The sequence below is a fragment of the Parapedomonas caeni genome, assembly GCF_041060555.1.
GTDB lineage: Bacteria > Pseudomonadota > Alphaproteobacteria > Sphingomonadales > Sphingomonadaceae > CAUJIW01.
The window spans coordinates 72296-97482 of the sequence record NZ_JBEUDS010000011.1 but is presented as its reverse complement, the minus strand read 5'-3'; the positions used below and the strand labels follow the sequence as shown (position 1 = coordinate 97482).

22 protein-coding genes are annotated in these 25187 nt (G+C 68.7%); 15 read left to right on the top strand and 7 right to left on the bottom strand.

Annotated elements, in window-relative coordinates:
* Positions 1-53: 53 nt before the first annotated feature.
* The 3 genes from ABU113_RS09490 to ABU113_RS09480 form a co-directional block, all read right to left on the bottom strand.
* Positions 54-1127, bottom strand: a complete 1074-nt coding sequence (locus ABU113_RS09490) for an alkene reductase (protein WP_454559275.1) — start codon at positions 1125-1127, stop codon at positions 54-56.
* Between the two features lie 162 nt (positions 1128-1289).
* Complete coding sequence (locus tag ABU113_RS09485; protein ID WP_454559274.1) at positions 1290-1433, bottom strand: hypothetical protein; 144 nt, start codon at positions 1431-1433, stop codon at positions 1290-1292.
* Positions 1433-2746 (bottom strand): DUF1254 domain-containing protein, encoded by a 1314-nt coding sequence (locus tag ABU113_RS09480; RefSeq protein WP_454559273.1) that lies wholly within the window; start codon positions 2744-2746, stop codon positions 1433-1435. The genes ABU113_RS09485 and ABU113_RS09480 overlap by 1 nt, the downstream gene beginning before the upstream one ends.
* 254 nt (positions 2747-3000) lie before the next feature.
* On the opposite strand from ABU113_RS09480, the gene ABU113_RS09475 reads away from it, so the two are divergent.
* From ABU113_RS09475 to ABU113_RS09465, 3 genes are all read left to right on the top strand, one after another.
* Entirely contained in the window at positions 3001-4236 is a 1236-nt protein-coding gene (locus ABU113_RS09475; protein ID WP_454559272.1) for a sulfotransferase family protein, read from the top strand.
* A 114-nt stretch (positions 4237-4350) separates the two neighbouring features.
* Positions 4351-5280 (top strand): Rieske 2Fe-2S domain-containing protein, encoded by a 930-nt coding sequence (locus tag ABU113_RS09470; RefSeq protein WP_454559271.1) that lies wholly within the window; start codon positions 4351-4353, stop codon positions 5278-5280.
* Between the two features lie 11 nt (positions 5281-5291).
* Entirely contained in the window at positions 5292-6404 is a 1113-nt protein-coding gene (locus tag ABU113_RS09465; RefSeq protein WP_454559270.1) for an oxygenase, read from the top strand.
* On the opposite strand, the gene ABU113_RS09460 is transcribed toward ABU113_RS09465, so the two are convergent.
* The 4 genes from ABU113_RS09460 to ABU113_RS09445 all read right to left on the bottom strand — a co-directional run bounded on the left by ABU113_RS09460 (position 6362) and on the right by ABU113_RS09445 (position 13218).
* Complete coding sequence (locus ABU113_RS09460) at positions 6362-7804, bottom strand: sulfatase family protein (RefSeq protein ID WP_454559269.1); 1443 nt, start codon at positions 7802-7804, stop codon at positions 6362-6364. The two genes, ABU113_RS09465 and ABU113_RS09460, sit on opposite strands and share 43 nt — an antisense overlap.
* Before the next feature lie 223 nt (positions 7805-8027).
* Positions 8028-10409, bottom strand: coding sequence for a TonB-dependent receptor (locus ABU113_RS09455; RefSeq protein ID WP_454559268.1), 2382 nt, complete (start codon positions 10407-10409; stop codon positions 8028-8030).
* A 320-nt stretch (positions 10410-10729) separates the two neighbouring features.
* On the bottom strand, positions 10730-11524 hold the full coding sequence (locus tag ABU113_RS09450) for an enoyl-CoA hydratase/isomerase family protein (protein WP_454559267.1): 795 nt from the start codon (positions 11522-11524) through the stop codon (positions 10730-10732).
* Positions 11521-13218: a class I adenylate-forming enzyme family protein gene (locus ABU113_RS09445; RefSeq protein WP_454559266.1), complete on the bottom strand. Its 1698-nt coding sequence runs from the start codon at positions 13216-13218 to the stop codon at positions 11521-11523. The genes ABU113_RS09450 and ABU113_RS09445 overlap by 4 nt, the downstream gene beginning before the upstream one ends.
* Positions 13219-13369: 151 nt before the next feature.
* On the opposite strand from ABU113_RS09445, the gene ABU113_RS09440 reads away from it, so the two are divergent.
* The 12 genes from ABU113_RS09440 (at position 13370) to ABU113_RS09385 (ending at position 25184) form a co-directional block, all read left to right on the top strand.
* The gene (locus tag ABU113_RS09440; protein WP_454559265.1) at positions 13370-13915 is read left to right on the top strand and encodes an FAS1-like dehydratase domain-containing protein; all 546 of its coding nucleotides are present in this window, start codon (positions 13370-13372) and stop codon (positions 13913-13915) included.
* Positions 13915-14379, top strand: a complete 465-nt coding sequence (locus tag ABU113_RS09435; RefSeq protein WP_454559264.1) for a MaoC/PaaZ C-terminal domain-containing protein — start codon at positions 13915-13917, stop codon at positions 14377-14379. The genes ABU113_RS09440 and ABU113_RS09435 overlap by 1 nt, the downstream gene beginning before the upstream one ends.
* Before the next feature lie 91 nt (positions 14380-14470).
* Positions 14471-15637, top strand: a complete 1167-nt coding sequence (locus tag ABU113_RS09430) for an acyl-CoA dehydrogenase family protein (RefSeq protein ID WP_454559263.1) — start codon at positions 14471-14473, stop codon at positions 15635-15637.
* Positions 15630-16418: an enoyl-CoA hydratase/isomerase family protein gene (locus ABU113_RS09425; protein WP_454559262.1), complete on the top strand. Its 789-nt coding sequence runs from the start codon at positions 15630-15632 to the stop codon at positions 16416-16418. Before ABU113_RS09430 ends, ABU113_RS09425 begins: the two co-directional genes overlap by 8 nt.
* Positions 16411-17193 carry an enoyl-CoA hydratase/isomerase family protein gene (locus ABU113_RS09420; RefSeq protein ID WP_454559261.1) on the top strand — a complete coding sequence of 261 codons (783 nt, stop codon included), beginning with the start codon at positions 16411-16413 and terminating at the stop codon, positions 17191-17193. Before ABU113_RS09425 ends, ABU113_RS09420 begins: the two co-directional genes overlap by 8 nt.
* Positions 17190-17672: a MaoC family dehydratase gene (locus ABU113_RS09415; protein ID WP_454559260.1), complete on the top strand. Its 483-nt coding sequence runs from the start codon at positions 17190-17192 to the stop codon at positions 17670-17672. Before ABU113_RS09420 ends, ABU113_RS09415 begins: the two co-directional genes overlap by 4 nt.
* Positions 17669-18163: a Zn-ribbon domain-containing OB-fold protein gene (locus ABU113_RS09410; RefSeq protein ID WP_454559259.1), complete on the top strand. Its 495-nt coding sequence runs from the start codon at positions 17669-17671 to the stop codon at positions 18161-18163. The genes ABU113_RS09415 and ABU113_RS09410 overlap by 4 nt, the downstream gene beginning before the upstream one ends.
* Positions 18163-19131, top strand: coding sequence for a VOC family protein (locus tag ABU113_RS09405; protein ID WP_454559258.1), 969 nt, complete (start codon positions 18163-18165; stop codon positions 19129-19131). The genes ABU113_RS09410 and ABU113_RS09405 overlap by 1 nt, the downstream gene beginning before the upstream one ends.
* Positions 19128-22688 carry an indolepyruvate ferredoxin oxidoreductase family protein gene (locus ABU113_RS09400; RefSeq protein ID WP_454559257.1) on the top strand — a complete coding sequence of 1187 codons (3561 nt, stop codon included), beginning with the start codon at positions 19128-19130 and terminating at the stop codon, positions 22686-22688. Before ABU113_RS09405 ends, ABU113_RS09400 begins: the two co-directional genes overlap by 4 nt.
* On the top strand, positions 22685-23581 hold the full coding sequence (locus ABU113_RS09395; protein WP_454559256.1) for an SDR family NAD(P)-dependent oxidoreductase: 897 nt from the start codon (positions 22685-22687) through the stop codon (positions 23579-23581). Before ABU113_RS09400 ends, ABU113_RS09395 begins: the two co-directional genes overlap by 4 nt.
* Positions 23578-24753 (top strand): thiolase C-terminal domain-containing protein, encoded by a 1176-nt coding sequence (locus tag ABU113_RS09390; RefSeq protein WP_454559255.1) that lies wholly within the window; start codon positions 23578-23580, stop codon positions 24751-24753. Before ABU113_RS09395 ends, ABU113_RS09390 begins: the two co-directional genes overlap by 4 nt.
* On the top strand, positions 24750-25184 hold the full coding sequence (locus ABU113_RS09385; RefSeq protein WP_454559254.1) for a VOC family protein: 435 nt from the start codon (positions 24750-24752) through the stop codon (positions 25182-25184). The genes ABU113_RS09390 and ABU113_RS09385 overlap by 4 nt, the downstream gene beginning before the upstream one ends.
* The last annotated feature ends 3 nt before the right edge of the window (positions 25185-25187 follow it).

The following is a 25187-nucleotide window of genomic DNA, read 5'->3' as shown; positions in this document are numbered from 1 at the left end:
CGGCGGGCGATTTCTTCGTGCGCCCCGGCCCGATGATTCCCGCTGGCCGCCGGTTACGCCCCCGACGGCGCCATCGCCGGATAGTCGCTGTAGCCCTCGGGCCCCGGCGTGTAGAGCCGGGCGGGATCAAACGCCGCCAACGAAGCGCCGGCGCGCAGCCGCGCCACCAGATCGGGATTGGCGATGAACGGCCGGCCAAAGGCCACCGCATCCGCCGCGCCGCTGGCCACCAACGCCTCGGCCTGGCGGTAGTCGATGCTCTCATTGAGAATGAGGGCGCCCCGCCAGTGCTCGCCGACCAGCGCGCGCACGTCGAGCGCCGGCTGGCGCAGGTCCACGAGGTGCAGGTAGCTCAGCTCCTTACCGGGCAGCGCATCGAGCAGCGTGGCGTAGGTCTCCGCCGGATCGGCATCCGTGATGCCGTTGAAAGGGTTGCCGGGGCAGATGCGAATGCCGACCCGATCGGCACCGATGGCCGACGCCATGGCATCCATGACCTCGACGACGAAGCGGACCCGGTTGCCGACACTGCCGCCATAGGCGTCCTGGCGCTGGTTGGTGCCGGTGGAGAGAAACTGCATCGGCAGATAACCGCTGGCGGCGTGCAGCTCGACGCCATCGAACCCCGCCTCAAGCGCCAGTCGCGCCGCCGTGGCAAACTCGTCGATCACCGCGGCAATGCCGGCAACCGTCAGGGCTTCCGGCATGTCGTGCGCCACCATGCCGGCGGCATCGGTGAATATGCGCCCCGGCGCCTGGATCGCCGATGGCGCCACTGTGCGCGCGCCGGCGGCCTTGTTGAGATGGCTGCCAATGCGCCCGCAGTGCATCAGCTGGGCGACAATGCGTCCGCCGCCGGCATGCACGGCGTCGGTCACCCGCCGCCAGGCAGCCACCTGGGCCGCGTTGTGCAGGCCGGGCGTGCGGCAATAGCCCTGGCCCTCCTCGCTGGGCTGGATGCCCTCCGAGACGATCAGGCCGGCGCTGGCGCGCTGGGCGTAATAGTCGACCATGCAGTCGGTCGGTACGCCGGCGGCGTCGGCGCGGCTGCGGGTCATCGGCGCCATGACGACGCGATTGGCCAGCGCCAGGGCGCCAAGACGACAAGGATCAAACAGGGTTGGCATGGCGCGCGTCACAACAGGCGCAGGGGTGGCCGGGAGCAAGAAACGCACATCATCATAAAAGCACCCCAGCACTGGTTATTATAGACACTATCTGTGTCTATAATTTACGCATACCTCGGTCAAGATCGCCGATTGACCCCAATACGCGTGGCGTTCCGCGCGTCAGCGCACCGGGAACTGGGCGCGGTCGACGACCCGGCCATCCCCCACCAGCTCCAGGCGATGAAAGCCGGGCAGGATCGCCTCCGACGGCCGCCAGGCGGCGCGCACGCTGTCGCAACACAGCAGCGCCGGCCGTTGGCCCATCAGGGGGCGGCAAGCGTGACCGGCGGCAACGCATAGGCGCCGCTGGCAAGCGCCGGCCGGGGCTGATAGGTGCGGGCGAACAGTAGATAGGGCGGCGCGTCCGGCGCAGGTGCCGGCAGCCAGTTCGCCGGGCCGTCGGCCGGCATGGCGTGCTGGATGCGCAGCCGCAGCGAACCATCCGCCTCAAGGCGCAGCCCCCGGGTCCGGTCGCCGATGGCGTATCGCTGGATCGGGTTTTCCACCAGCGCCATGTCGTGGCCATAGAGCGTCAACGACCAGAAGGCGTCGACCGGCGGCAGCTGGCCTGCCGGGAACACCATCTCGTAGGCACGGGCACCGGATAGCGGCGCCCCGTCCGGCCCCAGCCGGCGGGTGAAATACAGCCCTTCCTGGGGCACCAGACAGCCGGGCCCCAGGCGCGCCACCGCCGCGCGCGCCAGCGGCTCGCCAATGAAGCTGGTGATGCCGTAGGCCACCGTCCAGCCGTTGACCTCGCGGGAATCGAGCAGCCATTCCTTGCGGCCCCGCACCTGCTCGTCGCCGGCGCGGGCGGCGGCGGCCAGCAACGCGCGGCGTGCCGGCGAGGCCTCCCGGCTCGGCACCGCGCCCGGCCGCAGACCGAGCACCGCCAGAGCGTCGACGAACGGCTGGTCGGCGGCGGGCGGCGGATTGTCGACCAGTCCTGCGCACAGCTCGTCGAAGTAGCCGACGCCCAGCGATGCCGGATCGAGAATGGGGAAGTTGTTGAAGGCATCGACGATCGGCAGGCTCGGCCGCAGCATGGCGGGATAAGCCGACAGCGGCGTCAGCGCGAAGGCCGATTGCACCGCCACCGCCGCCGGCAGGTCCGCCGCGTCGTCGACAAGCACCCGGCTCAGGGCGAGCACATGACGGGTGGGCGCATCAATGCGCGTCACGCCGGCAGGCAGCACCCCCCGCCAGCCCGGCGCGACGATGGCGAACTGGCCGGCCCGGGTGCCGGTCGCCCGGCGGCCGATGTAGCAGAAGCTGTTGAGCCAGGCGTCGTTGAGCTGGATCAGATAATAGCGGTCCTGTGTATCGGGCACGCTGAGGATCTGCGGTTCCGCCCCGAGATCCAGCCAGCCCAGACCGTAGAGCGTGTCGACATTGGGCAGCGGCACGTGGCTGGCCGGCGTCGACAGGCTGGTGGAGCCATACAGCTGATTGAACGGCATGTCCCGCCGTGCTGCCAGTCGCAGGTACAGCCGCGTCTGCACCAGCGGCAGACCCCAGACATAGGCATCGCGCGCCAGCGCCCCCAACACCGTGGTCATGTCCGCCATGTCCGACATGCGCTCCCTCCTCGATGTGTCGCGGCGGGATGCGCCCGGATGGCCCCATCTCCTGCGATTCGCAGTAAAACTATTGCGAGTAACTACTCACAATAAACCGTCGACCAAATTCACATGAAATGCACGGCCAACTCAGCAACAACTCGCATTTCACTCGCAATAATAAAGCCAACTTGACGACGAAATACTTGGCCATTAGCTCAATCTGAACGCAGCACAGGAAATGCCTCTTTCGCACAGCGGAGGTCATTATTATGTACAGCGATTACAACACGCTAAATGTCGATGTCGCGCGATTCTGGCCGACCCCGGACCGGCACGAGGAACTGGCGCAGGCGCTGGACCCCGACCTGCTGCTGCAGCAGGCGCGCGACCAGACGGGGCTGCGCGACTTCGGCGACGATCACTTTCTCGAACCCTACCGGATGCTGCTGGACAGCGTGGCCCGCGACGTCGACTTCAGCGACCAGGGGTTGCGCACCTTCCGCTACAACGTGCTGCGCTGCCTGGTGAATCGCCTGCGCATCACCCGCGACTTCCGGCAGCACCCGGAAATCCTCGACGAAGACGTCGATGACCCGATTGTCGTCATCGGCCTGCCGCGCTCGGGCACCACCAAGGTGCACCGGATGCTGGCGGCACTGCCCCGCGACGTCATCCAGACGCCGCTGCTGTGGCAGATGATGAACCCCGCCCCCTTCCCCGACGCGCGGCCGGACCAGCCGGACCCGCGCATCGCGGCGGCCCGGCTTGGTGGCATGACGTCGGACGAGCGGCCGGACTATGCCGCCGCCCATCTCGTCACGGCGCAGGAGCCGGAGGAGGATGTGCTGCTGTGCGACTCCACCTTCGACGACTGGGTGTGGAGCTCGGTGTTCGCGCCGTCACGGCGCTATTACGACTGGGTGATCGAACGGCCGCATCTGGGCAATTACCAGCACCTGAAGCGAATGTTCCAGTATCTGCAATGGCAGGACGGCGGCCGCCGGGGCCGGCCGTGGATCACCAAGAACGTGCAGCATATCGCCTATCTGGACGAGCTGCTCACCTGCTTCCCCAGGGCGACGCTGGTGCACTGCCATCGCACGCCGCACGATTCCATTCCGTCGCTGGCCCGGCTGACCGAAATCTTGTGGTCGTCGATCGTCCGCGAGGTCGACCCGGTGTTCACCGGCCAGGCGATCTTCCGGTGGTGGCGGACGGCGATGGACCGCTACATGGCGACACGCCAGCGGCTGCACCTCGATGACCGGATCATCGACGTGCCCTACGACCGCATCCGCCGCGACGGCCTGGGGCTGGTCGAGGAGATCTACCGGCGGGCCGGCCGGCCGCTGACGCCGGCCCTGCTCGACTACCCCCGCCAGTGGGAGCGGGACAACGAGCAGCACAAGAACGGTCATCACGCCTATTCGCTGGCGCGCTTCGGCCTGGATGCGGCGCAGATCGACCAGGGCTTTGGCGACTACATCCGGCGTTTCATCGCCTGAGAGCGGCAAACCGCCGGCGCGAACACGAGTATGATCCGAGCGCGCCGCGCGGGCACAATGGCGACCCGGAAGACGGGCACGAGGCCGGAAAACAGGCACGAGGGAGGCGGGTCGATGACGGACCAGGCACGCAGCGGATGGTGGAGTGTCGCGCGCAGCGAGGAAGTCATGGGCCGGACACCGCTGGGCGTCGACATCGGCGACCAGCCGGTCGTGTTGTGGCGCGACGATCAGGGCATCGTGCGCGCGCTGGAGGACCGCTGCCCGCACCGGCGGGTGCCGCTATCCATGGGCTGCGTGCGGGACAACGGCTGGCTGCAATGCGGCTACCATGGCTGGAGCTTCGATGGCGCCAGCGGCCAGTTGATGGACATCCCCCACCTCAAGGACAACCGGCGCTTTCCGCCGCTCTACCGCGCGTCGCGCTTTGCCGTCGCCGAGAGCGACGGCTTCGTGCGCGTATCGCTGGCCGCCGAGGCGCCGGCACCCGCACGCGGCGAGCTACCCCCGCTGCCGCTGGCGGGCACCGTGCATGTGACGCTCGACCATCGCCAGTATCTCGCCGCCCTGATGGACGAGCCGGGCCTGCTCATCCGCATCCGCAACGTCCGCTTCACGCCCTACCCGCTGCTCGATCCGGCCATCGACGGCGACCACATCGTCATGGAGCGCGCCTGCCAGTGGGCCTTCACCCATTGGCCGGCCGCGTTCAGCCACGACTTTCCCATCACGCTGCTCAGCCGCACCCACGCCCTGACCGGCGAGAGCGACCTTAGCCTGCGGGACGCCGACATGAACGTCCTGCTGCGCATCATCCTGGCGCCGGTGCCGGCGGCGCGCGGCATCACCGCCATCCGCTGGCGGGCCGGTCTTGGCGACCGGCGGCCGGGGCTGCGTGCCCGGCTGCTCGGCCTGGGCGTGCCGCTGCGGGTCCACACCAACATCGACGCCGCCGCGCTGCGCCGGCTGCCGGCCTCCGCGTCACAGCACGGCGACCAGTTGCGCGCCCGCCTGCTCGATGCCGCCGCCAGCGCCGCCGCCTGAGAGGAGACCCCATGATCCGCGAGGACTTTCCCTCACTGGCCCCCTACCACAGCCGCCCCGACGTCCAGGCGGCGGAGGATGGCCTGTCGCTGGCCGCCGCCAACAGCTGGGTGCCGCACGACATCGTGCTCAAGGATGCCTGGTTTCCGCTGGCGCACGCCCACCAGGTCACCACGCGGCCGATCCGGCGGGCCATCTATGGCCACGCCTTCTACCTGTGGCGCGAGGATGGCCGCGCCGTCGCCGCCGCCTTCCACCCGGCAGCGCCCGAGAAGCGGGAGACAGACCCCTACACCGACGCCCGGGGGCGCTATCCGGCGCTGGAACGCTACGGCATCGTCTGGGGGTGGTTCGGCCGGCCGGCGGCCGCCGATCCGGTTCATCTGCCCGACATTCCCGTTCTGCCGCCCCATGGCGGCCTGCCGCACCACATGCTGGGCACGGTGCGGTTCGACAGCGCCGCGCCGGTGTCGCTGGAAAATCTGCTCGACCTCACCCATGCCGACTTCCTGCACCCGCATGTGCTGGGCGACCCGCGTTCGGACAGCGAGACCATCGAGACCTTCTGGACCAGCGAGACGGTGACCATGGTGCGCACCTGCACCGGCAAGTCGGTGGCGCCGGTGATGAAGTTCTTCAGCGGCATCCGCCAGCCGACGCAGAACATCCGTCAGGTCATCCACATCTTCCTGCGCAGCCATGTCGCCATCGCCTACGGCCGCTTCTCGCCGGGTGACGACGTGCCGCTGTTTCACCCCTGCGTGCCGGAAACGCGCGATCGCACCCGGCAGGATTATGCGATGAACACGTCTTACGCCGGACTGCTGTTTCGCCATGTCATGCCCAAGGCCGCCTACATGGTGTCGCGCGAGGACAGCTCGATGACGGCGCCGCAAAGCCCGCGCTACATGGCGGAAACGGGACGTCGCGACCTGCATTCCCGCTTCGATGCCGCTGGTCAGCGCTATCGCATCGCCATGCAGGCGCTGGCGGCGCGCCAGGCAGCCGGCGACTTCGCCTACCGCGACAATGTCAGCGCCGATTGCAGCGCACTGATCGGGCTGCGCAAGGACCAGTTCCGTTATTGCCGCGGCGCCGGCGGGCGGGCCGCCGGCGCGACCTGACGATCGGCCAGATGCGGCGCGGTATCGTAGGACAGCGGCGGTACGGGATAGGCGAGCATGGTCTCGTTCCAGGCGGCGAACGCCCGGCTGAGCTCGGCCAGACGCTGGGGCGCGCGGCCGCTGAGGTCGGCACGTTCCCGCTGGTCCTCGCCGAGGTTGAACAGGAATTCCCGGCCACTGATGGACAGATATTTCCAGTCGCCGTCGCGCACCGCCTTCTGGTCGCGTGCACCGTAGCGCCAGAACAGCCGACGATCCCGCACCGGCGCACGCCCGGTCAGCTGGTCGAGCAGGTTCTCGCCGTCCAGCGCCAGGGCCGGTGCCGGACGTCCGGTCGCCGCCAGCAGGGTGGGCAGGAAATCCATCGACAGCATGGTCTGCTCGCTGCGCTGACCGGCCGGCACCCGGCCCGGCCAGCGCACCAGCAACGGCACCCGCAGGCCGCCTTCCAGCAGTTCGGTCTTGCCGCCGATGAACGGCCAGCCATCGGAAAACCGCTCGCCGCCGTTGTCGCTGGTGAACACCACGATGGTGTCCTGCGCCAGACCGGCCCGCGCCAGGTGGGCGAGAACGCGCCCGACATTGGCATCCAGACTGCGCATCATGTCGGCGTAGATGGCGATGTTGCCACCATCCCAGTTCATCGATTCCCCGCCGGCGACACCCTTGTCGCCCGGCCCCTGCCACGGCCAGTGGGGCGCCGTGAAATGCAGGCTGATGAAGAACGGCCGCCCCACCTGGCGGGCGGCGTCAATCTCGGCGACGGCGCGCGTCGCCAGCAGATCGGTGAGGTAGCCATCACGGACAATCGGCGTCTCGCCTTCATACAGGCTGCCCATCACCTGCTGGTTGATGACGAGCTGGTGGGTGAAATAATCAGTGCCGCCCTCATAGACGCCGAAGAAGCGATCATAACCGCTCTTGAGCGGGCCGAAATTCGGCAACGGTCCCAGATGCCACTTGCCGATCAGCGAAGTCTGGTAGCCGATCTGCCGGAAATGGCCGGGCATGGTCACCTCGGCGGGATCCAGCCCGACGGCGGGATCAAAGCCGATCGGCTCGACCAGGCCGACCGGCAGACGATACTGATAGCGCCCGGTGATCAGCGCGACCCGTGTGGGCGAACAAACGGGAGAATTGGCATAGCCCTGCATCAGCTGCAGGCCGTCGCGCGCCAGACTGTCGATCGCCGGCGTCTCATAGTCACGCCGGCCGTAACAGCTGAGGTCGGCGTAGCCCAGATCGTCGGCCATGATGAACAGTATATTGGGCAGCGCCGCGCGCCGGTCGGCGGACGCCGCGGCACGCACCAGCGCCGGCAGGCCGGCGGTGGTCGCAAGCACACCGGCGGCGGCCCAGGTCAGCGCCGCGCGCCGGGAATGGTGGGTACTGTCGGCCATCATCCGCCCCCTCGGGTGTCAGTCATCGCCCATCGGCGGAAGAAGATGCGGGCGAGCGCGGAAAATCCGCCCCGCCCGCCAGTCCACGCCTGAGGAAGACCGATCGCCTGATCGTTTGAGAGGACAGCGACCACACCGTCATCTCAAACGCGAACCAGGCTATTCTCAAAAATGCAGACCATGATTCACGCTTCAGGCCGATTCAGCCTGAAGCGATCAAGGTCTAGTAACGCACGCTGAGGGAAATACCGTAGGTCGCCGGCATACCCGCCAGTTTGGAGACGTAATCGGTAAGGTGGGTGACGTTGTTCCAGTAATATTTGTTGGTGACGTTGCGCCCCCAGATCTGCCCCGACCAGCGGCCATCGCCGCTCTCGACGCCCGCCCGCAAATCCAGCAGCGCATAATCCGGCAATTCGAACGTGTCGTCCGCCGCGAAGGCCGCCGTGCTCTTGCTGCGATAGCTGAGCGAGGCGCCGACATAGGCCTCCATGCCAGCGCTGCCGACCGGGAAGCGATATTCCGCGTCACCGATGAACTGCCATTTCGGCGTGTTGGGGAAGGCCTCGCCAATATAGCTGGTCAGCACGCCATAGGGATCGCGCGGCTCCGCCGGCGCCACCGGATCCTTCAGCACCTTCGACTTCACATAGGTAAGACCACCGGTCAGCCGCAGCCCCTCGGTCGGGCGGGCGACCAGGTTGAACTCGAAGCCGTAGATCTCCGACTTGGGGATGTTCACCAGCTGCGGCAGCGGCCCGAACACCTGGTTCAGCACGATGCCCTTGAGCTGCTTGTCGCGATAATCGGCATAAAAGACCGCCAGATCGGCCTCCAGCACGTTGCCGGGTGTCGACAGACGGGTGCCGGTCTCGACAGCCAGCACCGATTCCTGCGTCACCGGCGTGAACTGGCTGGCCAGAATGCCCGGCACCAGCGAGTAGCTGCCCGACTTGTAGCCTTTGGTGACGTTGGCATAGACCATCGCCCGCGGGCTGAGGCGATAGTCCGCACCCAGCCGCCACGACACATTGTCCTCGTTCAGGCTGGAGGTGGCGAACTGCGGATTGAACGTCGCGTCATCCATGGTCAGGCAGCCGCCCGCCGGCACGGTGATCGCGCGGCCGGACAGGAAAGACGCCAGCCAGCTGAACGCTTCCGCCGCCGTGACGCCGGCCGGCCCCACCGGCGCGTCATGGATGCAGCCGATGAAATCGCGGTTCTGCTTGGTGTAACGGGCCGATGCCTGCAGCGTCAGAGCGTCGGTGACATGGTAGTCGAGGCTGCCGAAGGCCGACTTGGTCTCGATGTCCTGATTGGCGATCTGGCCGGTCTGGGTGAACAGGAAGGGGCCGATCTGGTTGTTGGTCGCCTGGTTCTGGTTGAGCGTCGATTCGTCGGCGATGTCGTCCTGATAATTGGCGCCCACCATCCAGCGCAGCGGCCCGACATCGCCATCCAGCCGCAGTTCCTGGGCGAACGACCGCAGATAGGACTTGTGCGACGAGACGTTGAAGGCGGTGAACGCCGTGCCGTCGACATCGATCGGCGACTGGCCGTGAAACTCCGAATAGGCGGTGATCGAGGTCAGCGTGATGCTGTCGGTCATCCGCCAGTCGGCGCGCAGCGCGCCCTGGTAGAAATTGTCGTCCCGGTCATAGTCGCCATTGGCGTCCCAGTCGGCTTCGCGGGCGCTGTCGCCGACGGTGGGCGCCGCACTCATGGCATCGGCGATGTACTGGGTGATCGGCGTCACCGCGACGGCCGGCGAGAACTGCACGAACTGCGCCGCCTGGCTTTCCGAGCCGTCGTGCCACATGCTGACCGACAGCTCGAACGACAGCCGGTCGCTCGGCGTCCAGTCGAGCAGCAGCCGGCCATTGACGAATTCCTTGTCGCCGAGCTTGTCGCCGGGGCGCGTGGCGCTGCGCTGCCAGCCGTCGGCGCGCTCATATTGCAGCGCCAGGCGGGCGCGCAGCGTGTCGCCCAGCGGCCCGCTGATGAAGCCGCTCGCGGTGACCTCGTTGAAGCGGCCATATTTCAGATCGAGACCGGCGGCCATATCGGGGGTCGGCTTGGCGGCGATGAAGTTGATGGCGCCGCCGGTCGAGTTCATGCCGAACAACGTGCCCTGCGGGCCTTTGAGTACCTCGACGCGCTCCAGATCGAGCATCGCCCCGCGCGCCATCACCGAATAGGGCAAGGCGACCTGATCGACATAGGCCGTCACCGCCGGTCCGGCGCTGACCGAATTATCGTTGAAGCCGATGCCGCGAATGGACAGGATCGGCGCGCCGAAGGCGCCGGGCTGATAGCTGAAGCCGGGCACGATCTGCGACAATTGCGTGGGATCGGTGATGCCGGACTTCAGCATCTGGTCGCCGGTCATGGCGGTGATCGACATCGGCACGTCGGCCAGGCGCTCGGAACGCTTCTGCGCGGTGACCACGATATCGCCGATGCTGACGGCCTCCTCGGCACTCGCGCCGGCATTGGCGCCGCCGCTGGCCGCATCAGCCTCCGCTGCCCGGGCGCCGACCGCCATCAGCATCGCCAGCGCCAGTGCACTGCCGCCCATCAACCGATTCACGCTTGCCTGCTTCATCTCTTGCTCTCCCCAATGAGATTTTTTTTCGCCTGCACACCCGGCGTTGTTCAACGGGCACCGAACCGCCGGTTTGCCGGACGTATTCCCGGTGTGCGTCTGCGTTATGCGATGGGTGGACGCCGATTCCGGTCATGCCGGGTCATCGGTTGACCTGCCGACTCTCTCGACCCCTCCCCCTGGCCACGATCCGTCGCCCCTTGATGTGGAGCTTGATGCGCAGACCGATCATTGTCGAACAAATCGCTCACATTTAACTCGTTGCGCGTTGCAATGACATCGCATCAATTGTGACAGGGCACTCGCATAAGCTGTACCCGTCACCGGCCGGTGAATTTCGGCTTCTCCCGCGCCTTCATCGCCTCCAGCGCAATGCGATGATCCGCCGTCATCATCGTCATGTTCTCGTAGGCCGCGGCCCGGTCGATGATGGCATTGGCCATCACCTTGAGGCCGGCGTTGATCGAGGCCTTGGTCCACTTGATGGCGTAGGGCGCGCCGGCGGCCAGTCGACCGGCCATCGCCGCCACCGCCGCGTCGATCTCGTCGGCGGGCACGGCGGCGGTGATCAGGCCGATTTCCGCCGCCTCCTTGCCGGTGATCGGGTCACCGGTCAGCAGATAGCGCTTGGCGCGCGCCACGCCGACCAGTTGCGGCCAGATCACCGCGCCGCCATCGCCGGCGACCAGTCCCACCAGCACATGCGGATCGGCGAAGCGGGCCTCCGGCGTGGCGAACACCATGTCGCAGAACAGCGCCAGCGAGCAGCCCAGACCGACCGCCGGACCAACGACGCGGGCGATGATCGGCTTCTCCAGGTCCAGCAGACTGTTCTGGATGCGCCGGTCGTTGTCGATGCTGGCGGCGGTCGCCACGGGATCGCCGTTGAGCGACACCAGCCAGTCAAGGTCGCCGCCGGCGCAGAAGGCATTGCCGGCCCCGGTCAGCACCACCACGTCGACCGCCTCGTCGCGGGCGATGTCGGAAAAGATCCGCGACAGCTCGTCGTGCATCCGTGGATTGGCGGCGTTCTTCACCTCCGGCCGGTTCAGCGTCACCGTCAGGATGCGGTCCGCCCGCTCGATCTTGAGGAACTGGTAGCTATCGTAATTCATGATGCCTTCTCCCCTGGATGCACGTCATCGATCGCCAGCAGGCCGATGATCCTGTCCTTCAACTCATGCTTGCGAATTTTGCCCGATGGCGTGGTCGGCATGGCCTCGACCCACACCACATGGCGCGGCACTTTCCAGCGCGACAGCCGATCCTGACACCAGGCGCGGATCACTTCCGGCGCGACATGGTCAGGCGAGCGTGGCCGCAGCACCGCGCAGACCTCCTCTCCGTATTTCGGGTCGGGAATGCCGATCACCGCCGCTTCCGCCACATCCGGGTGATCGATGAGGTGCCGTTCGATCTCGGCGGGGTAGAGATTCTCGCCGCCGCGAATGATCATCTCCTTCAGGCGGCCGACGATGCGGACATAGCCCTCGGCATCCATGGTCGCGAGGTCGCCCGTGCGCAGCCAGCCCTCGGCATCGAAAGCGCGCGCCGAGGCCTGCGGATCGCCATAGCCCATCATCATGCCCGGGCCGCGCACGCACAGCTCGCCGGTCTCGCCGCAGGGCAGGATGGCGCCATCGGCGCCCACCACCTTCAGATTGACGCCCGGCAGCGCCACGCCGCTGGTCTCGGTCTTGTGATGCTCGTCATCGCCGGAACGCACGCTGGTCATGACGCCGCAGCTTTCCGTCTGGCCGTAGCCGTTCAGCATCTCGACCCCGAAGGCCGCCTCGCAGCGGCGCAGGAACGGCGACGGCACCGGCGCCCCGCCGACCACGATACGCCGCAAGGCCGAGAGATCGCGCGCGCCAAACGACGGATCTTCCATCATCGCGGCCAGCATGGTCGGCACGCCGATGAAGCCGGTGCAGCGTTCTTGCTCCAGAATGTCCAGCGCCTCGCGGGCCTTGAAGATGTAGATGGGCAGTGTGGTGGCGCCGACGATCAGCGATCCCGGCGTTGAATTGGCCGAGCCGCCGACATGGAACATCGGAAAGCCGTGGCACACCCGGTCGCCGGGGCCGAACTGCCAGGACTGGTAGGAGCGCGCGGCGATGGTGGCGACCCCGGCATGGGGCAGCAACGCCGCCTTGGGCACGCCGGTGGTGCCGGAGGTGTACTGGATCATGAACAGGCCGTCGGGGTCGACGTCCGGCAGCGCGCCGGCGTCACCACCGCGTTGCAGCAGCGCCTCGACGTCGCCGGTGAAATCATGCACCGCGCGCAACGCCGGCAGCTCGGCGCGTACCGCGTCCACGATGTCGCGCATCGGGCCGCCGCCGGCCGTGTCGGCATGAAACAGCCCCACCGCACGAGAGTCCGCCAGCGCATGACGCAGTTCCAGCGCCTTGTAGAGCGGATTGAGCGCGACGATCACCAGACCGGCCTTGGCCAGTGCATACTCCAGCACGATCCACGCCGGATGGTTCGGGCCCCAGATCGCCACCCGCTCGCCGGGCTGGTAGCCATCCGCCAGCAGCGCCGCCGCCAGCCGGTCCGTCAGCGTGTCCAGCGCGCCATAGGTGAGCCGCGTGTCCGCGATCGCCGCCTGATGCGCGTAGACCATCGCCTCGCGGTCCGGCCAGCGGCGCGCCGCGCGCCGAAGAGAGTCGCCGATGGAAATTCTGTCCAGCGCCGGGTCGGTGTCCGGCGCCCGCCAGAGAGACTGTGTCAGGCCCACTGCATTCCCCAGGATGTACATGATCGCGGCGGCGGCCGCCTGCTTGTCGATGCCTGCATCTCGCACCGCCGATTGCTCGCATTCTACTCGGGCCATCATCGCTTTGACCGGCCGCCAATTGCCGCGCCCGGGCGATGATGACTAGATGAACCTCGCGGCGTGGCCGGGACCGGAACACACTCAGGCCGCGCAAAAAAATGCCAAGGGGAGAACCGCCATGGATGATCTTCCGGACCTCGTGGCCGGCTGGATCGGCAAGCCCGTCATCGTGGTCGATCACGTCATCACCGTTGAGCGTGGATTGTGGGCGAATTTCTGCGTCGCGGTGCAGGACGGCAATCCGCTCTACTGGACCTATGCCGCCGCCGAGGCGCTGACCGGCTCGGTGATCGCGCCGCCGGCGATGCTGCCGAGCTGGGCGATCGAACACGACTGGCTGCCCGACCGCGCGACGCCGGCCCTGCGCACGCTGGAACTGCATTTCATGGTAAAGGACGCGCTGGGCATCACCCATGGCCTGGTCCGCGAGGTCGAACTGGTGCTGCACGAGCCGTTGCGCCCGGGCGATTCCGTGCGCGCCGAACAGATCCTGCGCAGCGTCAGCCCGGTGCATGACACCCGGCTCGGCCGGGGTCGCAGCTGGGTGATCGACGTGGTGTATCGCAAGCCCGATGGCCAGCTCGCCGGCATCCAGACGCTGCACTTGCTGGGCTATGACAAACCGCCAGCGCATGACAAAGCCCATGACAAGGAGCCGCACTGATGGATGCCCGCTCGCTCAAGGTCGGCCTGCCGCTGCCCGATGTCGTCGTCCCGGTGACGCGCAAGATGATCATCATGGGCGCCACCGCCAGCCGCGACTGGCAGCCGCAGCATCACGATCCGGAACATGCCCGCAAAGCCGGGCTGCCGGACATTATCATGAACAATTACACCCAAGCCGGGCTGATCAGTCGTTATGTCACCGACTGGAGCGGCCCGGAGGGGCGCATCGGGCGCCTGCGCTTCGCCATGCGCCGGCCCATCTGTCCGGCGGCGGATGTGCATTTTTCCGGCATGATCGTCGATGTCGCCAGCCACGGCCACCCGTTGTGCTGGGTCGAGGTGGACATCGAACTGAAGTGCCAGGATCGCGTGGTGACCACCGCCACGGCCCGGCTGGCGCTGCCACGCGAGCCCGGCGCGCCGTCGCCGTGGCGCTGTTCGCCGGCTGACTGGAAGCCCTGATCCGGTCGCCTGATCGGACACCGGAAATGTGAGCGCGAACAGAGTGGCAGTCAAAGGCCACCCTCGGGCAGGCTTGCCGCAACAAACGCACTTGGGGACGATTTTCGCCATGGAACTGGGCTTTTCCGACGAGCAGCGGCTGCTGGCCGAAATGGTGCAGCAACTGTGCGCCGACCAGTTCCCGCTGGAACGGTTGCGCGCGGTGGAGAACAGCCCGGCCGGCTATTGCCCCGCGCTGTGGCGCCAGATCGGCGCGCTGGGGCTCACGGGTCTGAATATCGCACCCGACGCGGGTGGTCTCGGCCTGGGACTGCTGGAGACGGCACTCGTCTATGAAGCGTTCGGCCGCCATCTGGTGCCGTCGCCGCACTTCACCAGTGCCGTGCTGGCCGCCCGACTGCTGGCGGCGTCCACCGACTCGGCGGTCGTCCGCGACTGGCTCGGCCGCATCGCCAGCGGCGAGACCGTGGTGGCGGTCGCCATCGCCGGGAGTGACGACGACCTCGTCGCAACGCCGGTGGCCGATGGCTACCGCCTCGATGGCACACTCTCCTTTGTGCCGTTCGCGGGCGCTGCCGACGCGCTGCTGGCCCGCGCACGCTGCACCACCAGCGGCGCCGCCATGGCGCTGCTGCTGCCGGCCGGACTTGCGGGCCTGCACACCGCGCGCCAGCAGCTGCTGGGCTCGGAGCCGCATTATCGCGTCAGCTGCGCCGGGGTCATCGCCGAGGCCGGTCACCGGCTGTCGCTGCCGGATGTCGCTGGCGCCTGGCGGGACGCGCAGCTGCTGGGCTGCATACCGCAGGCGGCCCAGGCTGTCGGTGCGGCACGCCGGGTGCACGAGATCAGCGTTGCCTACGCCAAGGAACGCCATGCCTTCGGCCGGCCCATCGGTGGCTTTCAGGCACTGGCCCACGATCTGGCGGAAGCGGCGGTCGCCATCGAAGGCTGCCAGACGCTGACCCTTCAGGCAGCCTGGCTGCACGATGCCGATCGCGACTGGCAGGCCGTCGCCGCCATGGCCAAGCTGCAAGCCGGCGCCATGTTCCGCCGGGTGTCGATGCTGGCGATCCAGGTTCACGGCGGCATCGGCTACACCATCGAGGCCGACCCGCAGCTGTTTTTCCGCCGCGCCAAGCAGTGGCAGCTGCTCAATGGCAGTCCCGAGGTGCTGGAAGACCATATCGCCCGCCTCACGCTGCCTGCCGCCTCCCCCGGGGCGACCGTCGCCGGCACGCGGGAGTTCGCCCATGTTTGACACCATCGACTACAGGCTCGATGCCGGCATCGCCACCATCCGGCTCAACCGGCCGGACCGCCACAACGCGATCAATCACCAGATGCATCTGGAGTTGCCGCAGGTCTGGCAGCGGTTCAACGAAGACCCGGCGGCGATTGTCGCCATCGTCACCGGCGCGGGTGAGCGGGCGTTCTGTTCCGGCGCCGACGTCGCCGATCTGCCGCGCCCGGAGATGGACTCCGCCGATGGTCTGCGGTGGACGGCGATCCAGAACAAGGTGTGGAAGCCGGTGATCTGCGCCGTCAACGGCCTGACCGTCGGCGGTGGCCTGCATTTCGTCGCCGACGCGGACATCGTGATCGCCGCCGAGCATGCCAGCTTCAGCGACAGCCATGTCAGCGTGGGTCTGGTGGCGGGCCTTGAGCCGGTGTCGCTGGCCCGGCGGATGCCGCTGGAGGCGGTGCTGCGCATGGCGCTGATGGGCCGCGAGGCGCGGCTGGACGCGGCCCGGGCGATGGCGCTCGGCATGGTCGGCGATGTGGTGCCGGCCGGCGAGCTGCTGGCACGCGCCGAGGCGGTTGCCCGCATCATCGCCCGCAACTCGCCCGGCGCCATGGCCCGGACCAAGCGGGCGATCTGGCAGTCGCTCGAACTGCCGCTGCACGCAGCACTCGATCGTGCCTGGGCGGAAATCCAGGCCAACAACGCCGGCCCGGATTTTCAGGAGGGTATCGCCGCCTTCCGCGAACGGCGCGCCCCCAACTGGCCGCCGCTGACGCTGGACCTGCTGCATGAGTGAATGCCTCGACATCACGGTGGCCCGCCACGGCCCGGTCGCGCTGATCACCCTCAACCGGCCAGCGCGGCTCAACGCCTACACGCCGGACATGGGGGACGCGCTGGTCGCCGCCTTCCGCGACAGCGCGGCGGACGACGACATCGGTGCCGTGCTCGTCACCGGTGCCGGGCGCGCCTTCTGCGCCGGTGCCGACCGCGACCTGCTGACCGGCGCGCGCGCCCGCAACGGCCTGCGCATCGGCGAGGAATTCTTCATTCGCGGATTCGCGCCGGAACTGCACGCCTTCGCCAAGCCGACGCTGGTCGCCATCAACGGCCCGGCGGTGGGGATCGGCGCCACCATGACCCTGCCGTTCGACATCCGTCTGGCGGCCGAGAGCGCCGTGCTCGACTTCCCCTTCCCGCGGCTTGGCCTGATGCCGGGCATGGGCTCAAGCGCCCTGCTGCCGCGCCTCGTCGGCGAGGGACGTGCCCGGCAGATGATGCTCGCCGGTGGTCCGGTCGATGCCACAGCCGCGCACGCCTGCGGGCTGGTCGCCGAGGTGCTGCCCGATGCCGCGCTACTGGCTCGCGCGCTGGACCTCGCCACCCGCATGGCCGGCTTCGATCGCGCCGCCTACCGCGCCTGCAAGACCGCCCTGGCGGCCGGCGCCGGCCGCAGTGTCGAGCAGGCGCTCGCCGCGGAGCTGCAGGCCAGCGCCCGATTGCGCCGCGCCGGCCTCACCGATCCCGGCCAGACCTCCAGCCAACCCTTCAGTCCCGCAGGCCAGCCATGACCACTGTTCGCTTCGATGACATCGCCGCCCTGACCGCGCTGGTGCGGCCGGAATTCGGACCGTGGAGCCCCGCCGTCACCGTCGGCCAGCCGATGATCGACGCTTTCGCCGAGATGACCGGCGACCAGCAGTGGATTCACGTCGACACCGCGCGAGCGGCACGGGAAAGCCCGTTCGGCGCCACCATCGCCCACGGCTTCCTGCTGCTGGCGTTGGCGCCGATGCTGAAAAAGACGCCCGACCTCGACATCGGCGGCCACGGCAATGCACTGAATTACGGCCTCGACCGGGTGCGCTTCCTGGCACCGGTGACGGCCGGCACCGCGCTGCACGGCCACACCCGCATCGCGGCGGTCGAGGCGCGCCCCGATGGCACCATGGTCACTCTCAACGTCGCCATCCACGCGGTGGGCAACGAGCGGCCGGCGGTCGTGTTCGACTGGAAAATCCTCTATCGTCCGCAGGAGCAGGCCGCGTGATCGAGAGCATCCCCCTGCCCACCCTCGACGATCCGGTGGACGCGCCGTTCTGGGCCGGCTGCCGACACGGCCAATTGCTGATCCAGCACTGTGCCGACTGCGGCCGCGCGCACCATCCGCCCCGCGCCATGTGCCCGCACTGCCGGGCCGATGCCTTCGTCTGGCGGCCGGCCGCCGGTACCGGGCGCCTGTGGTCATACGCCGTGCCCAACCCGCCACTGCTGCCGGCGTTCGCCGCGCTGCTGCCCTATGTCGTGGGCGTCGTCGAGCTCGACGATCATCCCGGCCTGCGGCTGGTGGGCGCGCTGGCCGCACCCGGCGCCAGCGCCATCGGCGGCGTCGACCCGGCCCAGGTCGGCATCGGCGCGCCGGTCGCTGTGCATTTCATCGCCGTCACCGACGACACCACCCTGCCCTGCTGGACGCTGTCGACGCCGACCCCAGCCGCCATCCCGGCCGGCACGCCGGCCTCCCGTGAGGATCTGTCCTGATGAACATCAAATCGCTTGGCTATATCGGTCTTGGCAGCCGCGACCCGCGCGCCTGGCTGGCCTATGGCACGCAGGTGCTCGGCCTGATGCCGGCGCGCGCCATCCCCGGCCAGGGCTGGGCCCCCGACCGCGACCGCGGCGACCCCGGCGTCGGGCCGGATGGCACGGTCTATCTCAAGATGGACGAGCGGCAGTGGCGGCTCGCCGTTCACCCCACCGACGGCGCCGCCGACCTGCTCTACCTCGGCCTGGAACTGGCCGGGCCGCTGGAGTTCGAGGCCGGTGTTGCCGAACTGCAGGCCGAAGGCATCGCCGTGCGGCTCGGCACGCCGGCCGAGGCGTACGCGCGCGCGGTCACCCGCATCGCCTTCCTGCACGACCCGTCGGGCAACGCGCTGGAGCTGTTCTACGGCCCGACCACCGACTACAACTTCGCCTCGCCCGTCGCCGGCCAGCGCTTCGTCGCCGGGCATCTCGGGCTGGGCCACGTCAATCTGTTCGTGCGCGAGCAGGCGCGCTGCTTCGACTTCTACACCCGCCTGCTGGGTTTCCGGCTGTCGGACTACATCCGCTACGGCCCGGACAGCGCGTTGCAGTTCCTGCGCTGCAATCCGCGCCACCACAGTCTGGCGATGGTCGACCTCGGCAGCGGCAATGCGCTGCAGCACATGCTGCTGGAGATGGCGAACATCGATGACGTCGGCCGGACGCTCGACCGCGCCCGCCAGGCCGGCGTCAGCATCGTCAGCAGCCTCGGGCGCCATCGCAACGACGGCATGCTGTCGTTCTACATGCGCTCGCCCGGCGGCTTCGACGTCGAGATCGGCTGCGACGGCAAGCTGCTCGATGACACCTGGTCGCCCAACGAATTCTGCGAGGGCGATGTCTGGGGCCATGATGGTCTGGTGGAAGCGGTGATCGCCGCCGGCGAGGCCGCCCGCCAACGCAACGGCGCCGCCGGCCAATGACCACCGCCACCGCCCCTGCCGCGCCGGCGCCCGCCGCGATCGACACCGGTTACGCGCTCGACGACCGCTACACCCGCACGACGGGGCGGGTGTTCCTGTCCGGCTCGCAGGCGCTGGTGCGGCTGCCGATGATGCAGCGCCAGCGCGACCTGGCCGCCGGGCTCAACACGGCAGGCTTCATCTCGGGCTATACCGGCTCGCCGCTGGGCGGCTACGACATCGCCCTGAAGCAGGCAGCCCCGCTGCTGGCCGAGCACCATGTCCATTTCCAGCCCGGCCTCAACGAGGACCTCGGCGCCACGGCGGTCTGGGGTTCGCAGCAGGTCGGGCTGGTACCCGGCGCGCGCTACGACGGGGTGTTCGGCATCTGGTACGGCAAGGGCCCCGGCGTCGACCGCTCCGGCGACGCGCTGAAGCACGGCAGCTATGCCGGCACCGCGCGCCACGGCGGCGTGCTGGTGCTGGCCGGCGACGACCATGGCGCCAAATCCTCCACCACCGCGCACCAGAGCGACCATGCCTTCATCCACTTCGGCATGCCCTATCTCAACCCCGCGAGCGTGCAGGATTATCTCGACTTCGGCCTGCACGGCTTCGCCATGTCCCGGCTGAGCGGCTGCTGGATCGGCATGAAATGCGTCACCGACACCATCGAGAGCAGTGCCTCGGTCGCGGTCGACCCGGACCGGGTACGGATCGTCATGCCGGACGGCATCGCCGACGATGGCGCCCGCGCCACCCGCTGGGGCGTGCCGGCGCTGGTGGCCGAGAAGCGCCAGTATCAGGAACGCCTGCCGGCCGTGCTGGCCTATGTGCGCGCCAACGGCCTCAACCGGGCGATCATCGCGCCCGGTGACGTTCGCCGGCTGGCCATCGTCACCAGCGGCAAGGCGACCCAGGATGTCATGCAGGCGCTCGATGCGCTGGGGCTGGACGCCGCGCGTTGTCAGGCGCTGGGACTGGCGCTCTATAAGGTGGCGATGCCGTGGCCGCTGGAGCCGGACGGACTGCTCGACGTCATCGACGGCTTCGAGGCGGTGCTGGTGATCGAGGAAAAGCGCCCGGTCATCGAGGATCAGATCGCGCGCCTGCTGGTCAATCGCGCCACGCGACCAGTGCTGCTGGGCAAGCACGATGAGAACGGCGCGCCGCTGGTGCCGGCCGAGGGCGAGCTGGCAGCCCAGCCGCTGGCGCTGATCATCGGCGATCAATTGCAGCGCCTGAGCCCGGACACCGCGCTGGACGCCCGGCTGCGCGCCTGGGCCACGCCGCAGAACCTGCCCGCCGCGCCGGGCGCGCTCACCCGCCTGCCCAGTTTCTGCGCCGGCTGCCCGCACAACAGCTCGACACGGGTGCCCGACGGCAGCATGGCGTTCGGCGGCATCGGCTGCCACGGCATGGCGACATTCCTGCCCGAGCGCAACACGCCGACGCTGTTCCAGATGGGTGGCGAGGGCGCGCCGTGGATCGGCATGGCGCCGTTCACCGACACGCCGCACATTTTCCAGAACCTCGGCGACGGCACCTATTATCACTCCGGCCTGCTGGCGATCCGCGCCGCCGTCGCCGCCAGGGTGAACATCACCTACAAGATCCTCGCCAACGACGCGATCGCCATGACCGGCGGCCAGGTGATCGAAGGCAAGATGCGCGTCGATGATCTCACCCGGCAGCTCGACGCCGAGGGCGTCGGCCCGATCGTCGTCGTCACCGACAACCCGGACCAGTATGACGCATCGGCCCGTTTCGCGCCGGGCGTCACCGTGCACCACCGCCGCGACCTCGACGCGGTGCAGAAACGGCTGCGCATCCTGCCGGGCGTCACCGCCATCGTCTATGACCAGACCTGCGCCACCGAACTGCGCCGGCGGCGCAAGCGCGGCAAGGCCGTCGAGCCCGACATCCGGGTGGTCATCAACCCGCGCGTCTGCGAAGGCTGCGGCGACTGCTCGGTGCAGTCCAACTGCATCGCCATCGAGCCCATCGAGACCGAATTCGGCCGCAAGCGGCGGATCAACCAGTCCGCCTGCAACAAGGACACCGCCTGCCTGGAAGGCTATTGCCCGAGCTTCGTCACCCTGCGCGGCGCAACGCCACGCCGGCGCGGCGGCATCCCCGGCCAGGATCGGGGCGGCGATCTCGACATCCACGCGCTGGCGGCGGCCCTGCCGCAGCCGGCGATGCCGGCACTGGATGTGCCCTACAATATCCTGATCACCGGCATCGGGGGTGCGGGCGTCGTGACGCTGGGCGCCATGCTCGGCATGGCGGCCCATCTGGAAGGCCGTGGCTGCTCGGTGCTGGATGTCACCGGCCTGGCGCAGCGCAACGGCGCCGTGGCGAGCCATGTGCGGCTGGCGGCGCATCCCGATGCCCTGCACGCCACGCGCATCGCCGCGGCCGATCTGGTGATCGGCAGCGACATCGTCGTCACCGCCAGCCCGGACATGCTGTCGCGCACCCGGCCGGACCGCACCCGCGCCATCGTCAACCGGCATGTGGCGCCGACCGCCGACTTCGCGCGCAACCCCAACCTCGACCTGTCGGCCGAGGCGATGGCGGAAGCGATCAGCCGGCGTGTCGACACCGTGGAATTCACCGCCGCCACCGAGATCGCCTATGCCCTGATGGGCAACGAGGTCGCCACCAACCTGCTGCTGGTGGGCTATGCCTGGCAGCGCGGCTGGCTGCCGCTGTCGCTGGCGGCGATCGAGCGGGCGATCGCGCTCAATGGCGTCGCGGTGGCGATGAACCGCGCCGGGCTGGCCTGGGGTCGGCTGCTGGCCCACGACCCGGACCGCGTCCACGCCCTGCTGGCCCCGGCAGCGGCATCGGCCGACTCCGCTGCCGCCGATACGCCGTCGCTGGCGGCGCGCATCGCGCTGCGGGTGCGGGAGCTGACCGCCTATCAGGACGCCGCCTACGCCGCCCGCTACCAGGCGCTGGTGGCACAGGTGCAGGCGGTGGAGGCGCGGGTGGCGCCGGGCGAGAGCCATCTCGCCGAAGCGGTGGCGCGCTATTACTACAAGCTGCTCACCTACAAGGATGAGTATGAAGTCGCCCGGCTGCACAGCGATCCGGCCTTCCTGGCGGCACTGCGCGAGGAATTCGAAGGTGATTTCACCGTTGAGTTCCATATGGCGCCACCCGTGCTGCAGGGGCGCGATCCGGCCACCGGCCGCTACCGCAAACGCCGCTTCGGGCCGTGGATGATGACCGCGCTCAAGGGCCTGGCCCGGCTGCGCTGGCTGCGCGGCAGCTGGGCCGACCCGTTCGGCCATGCCACGCACCGGCGCCTCGAACGGGCGCTGATCCGCGACTATGAGGCCGATGTCGGCCGGTTGCTGGCCCAGCTCACGCCGGCCAATCACGCCACGGCCGCGCGCATCGCCGCCTGGCCCGAGATGGTGCGCGGCTACGACACGGTGAAAGACAGCCACATCGCCGACATGCGACGGGCGCGCGCTGCCCTGTTCGCGCAATTCGACGCGGCCACGACCGGTGCGGCCATCGCCGCGCCGCAGGCCGCGTCAGCACAGCAGGGAGAACCGGCATGAATCATCTGACAGGACGCGCGGCGATCGTCACCGGCGGCGGACGCGGCATCGGGCGCGGCCATTGCCTGGCGCTGGCGGCCGCCGGCGCCCGTGTCGTGGTCAACGACATCGACGCCGACGCCGCCGAGGCGGTGGTGCGCGAGATCGCCGAGGCCGGCGGCAGTGCCATCGCCAGCACCGCCAACATCGCCAGCCGTGCCGGCGCCGAGGACCTCATCGCCGCCAGCGTCGCGGCGTTCGGCGGCCTCGACATTCTGGTCAACAACGCCGGCAACCTGCGCGATCGCTCGTTTCTCAAGATGAGCGACGAGGAGTTCGACCAGGTGTGGACGGTCCATGTGAAGGGCACCTTCTGGTGCACCCAGATCGCCGCCGCCCGGATGCGCGATCAGGGTCGCGGCGGCGCCATCGTCAACACCACGTCGGGCGCGCATTTCGGCAGCTTCGGCCAGACCAACTACGCCGCCGCCAAGGGCGCCATCGCCTCGATGACCTATACCTGGGCACTGGAGCTTGCCCGCTACGGCATCCGCGTCAACGCCATCGGCCCCACCGGCACCACCCGCATGTCGGAAACCTTCGCCGGCGGCACGCCGCTGCCCTATGTCGACCCCACGCGCAACGGCGCGCTGGTGGTGTTCCTCGCCAGCGACGCCGCCCGCCAGGTCAGCGGCCAGATCTTCGGCAGCGGCGGCACGCGGGTCGCCCACATGGTGCAGCCGCATTACGGCAAGACGCTCTATCGCGAGGACGGCTGGACCGTCGAGGCGCTGGAAGCGGTGTTCATACAGCAGTTCGCCGGGGAGTTCGGCGCGCTGGGCATGCTGGGCCAGCCCTACCCGTTCCACGAGGGCGTCGGCCCGGGCGAACGCGCGGTGGAGAGTGCCGCATGAGCGCGCTCAAGAACCCGGTCGAGGCCCCGATCAGGGATCGCACCGCCATCGTCGGCATCGGCCAGACGGCCTTCGCCAAACAGCTGGCGCCGACCGAACTGCAGCTGGCCTGCCAGGCCATTCGCGCGGCGCTCGATGATGCCGGTATCGCCGCGCACGAGGTGGATGCGCTGGGCTGCTTCACTCAAGAAACCACGCCGGAGTTCGAGATCGCCCGCAACCTCGGCTTCGGCGAGCTGCACTTCTTCAGTCAGGTCGCCCATGGCGGCGGCGCCATCTGCGGCGCTCTAGGCCAGGTCGCCCTGGCGATCGCCAGCGGGCTCGCCCGGGTCGGCGTGGTCTGGCGTTCCCGCAAGCGGGGCGACCCGTCCAAGCGGCAATGGGCCGGCGTGCAGCCGCGCGTCGGCGATCACTGGAAATGGTCCCGCCCGCACGGCCTGCTGCGCCCGGCCGACGAAGTGGCGGTGACCATGCGCCGCTACATGCATGAATATGGCGCGACACGCGACCAGCTGGCGGCCGTGGCGCTGACCCAGCGGGCCTATGCCAACGCCAACCCGCTGGCGCTGATGCGCGACAAGCCGCTCGATCTGGCCGGCTATCGCGCGGCGCGGATGATCTCCGACCCCCTGTGCCTGTTCGACAACTGCCTGGAAAGCGACGGCGCCATCGCCTTTGTCATCACCAGCGCCGAACGGGCCCGCGACCTGCGGCAGACCCCGGTGCTGATCCACGCCTTCTCCCAGGGCATGAGCCGCGAGCATCAGCTGATGACCGACTATCACGGCGCCGACCCGCTGGTCAGCTCCTCCGCCGCCACCGCCGCCAACCTGTGGCGCCAGTCGGACATCCAGCCGGCGGACGTGCAGGTGGCGCAGATCTACGACGCCTTTTCGCCGCTGGTGCTGTTCAGTCTGGAAAATTACGGCTTCTGTGGCCGGGGCGAGGCCGCCGCCTTCGCCGCCGACGGTGGTCTGGCGGCGGATGGCCGGCTGCCCACCAACACCGCCGGCGGCAGCCTGTCGGAGGTCTACCTGCATGGCGCCAATCTGGTCAGCGAAGGCGTGCGCCAGCTGCGCGGCACCGCCTCCAGCCAGATCGATGACGCCCGAACCTGCTTCATCAGCACCTGCGACAGCACCCCCAACGGAGCGCTGATCCTGCGCCGATGACGCGACCGCCAGCCGAGGAGACCCCCGAGATGCTCACCCCCACCCGCCCTGCTCTCGATATCGGTCTCGTCACCGGCAACGGGCCGGCCATGCGCGCCTTCTATCAGGATGTGCTCGGCCTGACGCCGGATGGCGAGGTCAGCATTCCCGGTACTGGCCGGATCGCGCGCTTTCGCTGCGGCGACAGCCGGATCAAGATTTTCGCCGTCGATCGTCTGGCGCCGGGCGCGCGGGTCACCGGTGGCTATCTCGACGCGCCGGGGCTGCGCTACTTCACGGTGACCATTGCCAATCTGGAGGCCGTCGTCCTAGCCTGCCGGGCCCAGGCGGTGCCCATCGTCACGGACATCGTCTCGCCCCGGCCGGGCGTGAAGGCGGCAATGATCGCCGACCCGGACGGCAACACCATCGAACTGATGGAAGTGAACTGACAC

Coding starts and splice junctions, on each gene's coding strand:
- ABU113_RS09490 (WP_454559275.1), bottom strand. CDS start 1,127: ATGCCAACCCTGTTTGATCCTTGTCGTCTTGGCGCCCTGGCGCTGGCC.
- ABU113_RS09485 (WP_454559274.1), bottom strand. CDS start 1,433: ATGGGCCAACGGCCGGCGCTGCTGTGTTGCGACAGCGTGCGCGCCGCC.
- ABU113_RS09480 (WP_454559273.1), bottom strand. CDS start 2,746: ATGTCGGACATGGCGGACATGACCACGGTGTTGGGGGCGCTGGCGCGC.
- ABU113_RS09475 (WP_454559272.1), top strand. CDS start 3,001: ATGTACAGCGATTACAACACGCTAAATGTCGATGTCGCGCGATTCTGG.
- ABU113_RS09470 (WP_454559271.1), top strand. CDS start 4,351: ATGACGGACCAGGCACGCAGCGGATGGTGGAGTGTCGCGCGCAGCGAG.
- ABU113_RS09465 (WP_454559270.1), top strand. CDS start 5,292: ATGATCCGCGAGGACTTTCCCTCACTGGCCCCCTACCACAGCCGCCCC.
- ABU113_RS09460 (WP_454559269.1), bottom strand. CDS start 7,804: ATGGCCGACAGTACCCACCATTCCCGGCGCGCGGCGCTGACCTGGGCC.
- ABU113_RS09455 (WP_454559268.1), bottom strand. CDS start 10,409: ATGAAGCAGGCAAGCGTGAATCGGTTGATGGGCGGCAGTGCACTGGCG.
- ABU113_RS09450 (WP_454559267.1), bottom strand. CDS start 11,524: ATGAATTACGATAGCTACCAGTTCCTCAAGATCGAGCGGGCGGACCGC.
- ABU113_RS09440 (WP_454559265.1), top strand. CDS start 13,370: ATGGATGATCTTCCGGACCTCGTGGCCGGCTGGATCGGCAAGCCCGTC.
- ABU113_RS09435 (WP_454559264.1), top strand. CDS start 13,915: ATGGATGCCCGCTCGCTCAAGGTCGGCCTGCCGCTGCCCGATGTCGTC.
- ABU113_RS09425 (WP_454559262.1), top strand. CDS start 15,630: ATGTTTGACACCATCGACTACAGGCTCGATGCCGGCATCGCCACCATC.
- ABU113_RS09420 (WP_454559261.1), top strand. CDS start 16,411: ATGAGTGAATGCCTCGACATCACGGTGGCCCGCCACGGCCCGGTCGCG.
- ABU113_RS09415 (WP_454559260.1), top strand. CDS start 17,190: ATGACCACTGTTCGCTTCGATGACATCGCCGCCCTGACCGCGCTGGTG.
- ABU113_RS09405 (WP_454559258.1), top strand. CDS start 18,163: ATGAACATCAAATCGCTTGGCTATATCGGTCTTGGCAGCCGCGACCCG.
- ABU113_RS09400 (WP_454559257.1), top strand. CDS start 19,128: ATGACCACCGCCACCGCCCCTGCCGCGCCGGCGCCCGCCGCGATCGAC.
- ABU113_RS09395 (WP_454559256.1), top strand. CDS start 22,685: ATGAATCATCTGACAGGACGCGCGGCGATCGTCACCGGCGGCGGACGC.
- ABU113_RS09390 (WP_454559255.1), top strand. CDS start 23,578: ATGAGCGCGCTCAAGAACCCGGTCGAGGCCCCGATCAGGGATCGCACC.
- ABU113_RS09385 (WP_454559254.1), top strand. CDS start 24,750: ATGACGCGACCGCCAGCCGAGGAGACCCCCGAGATGCTCACCCCCACC.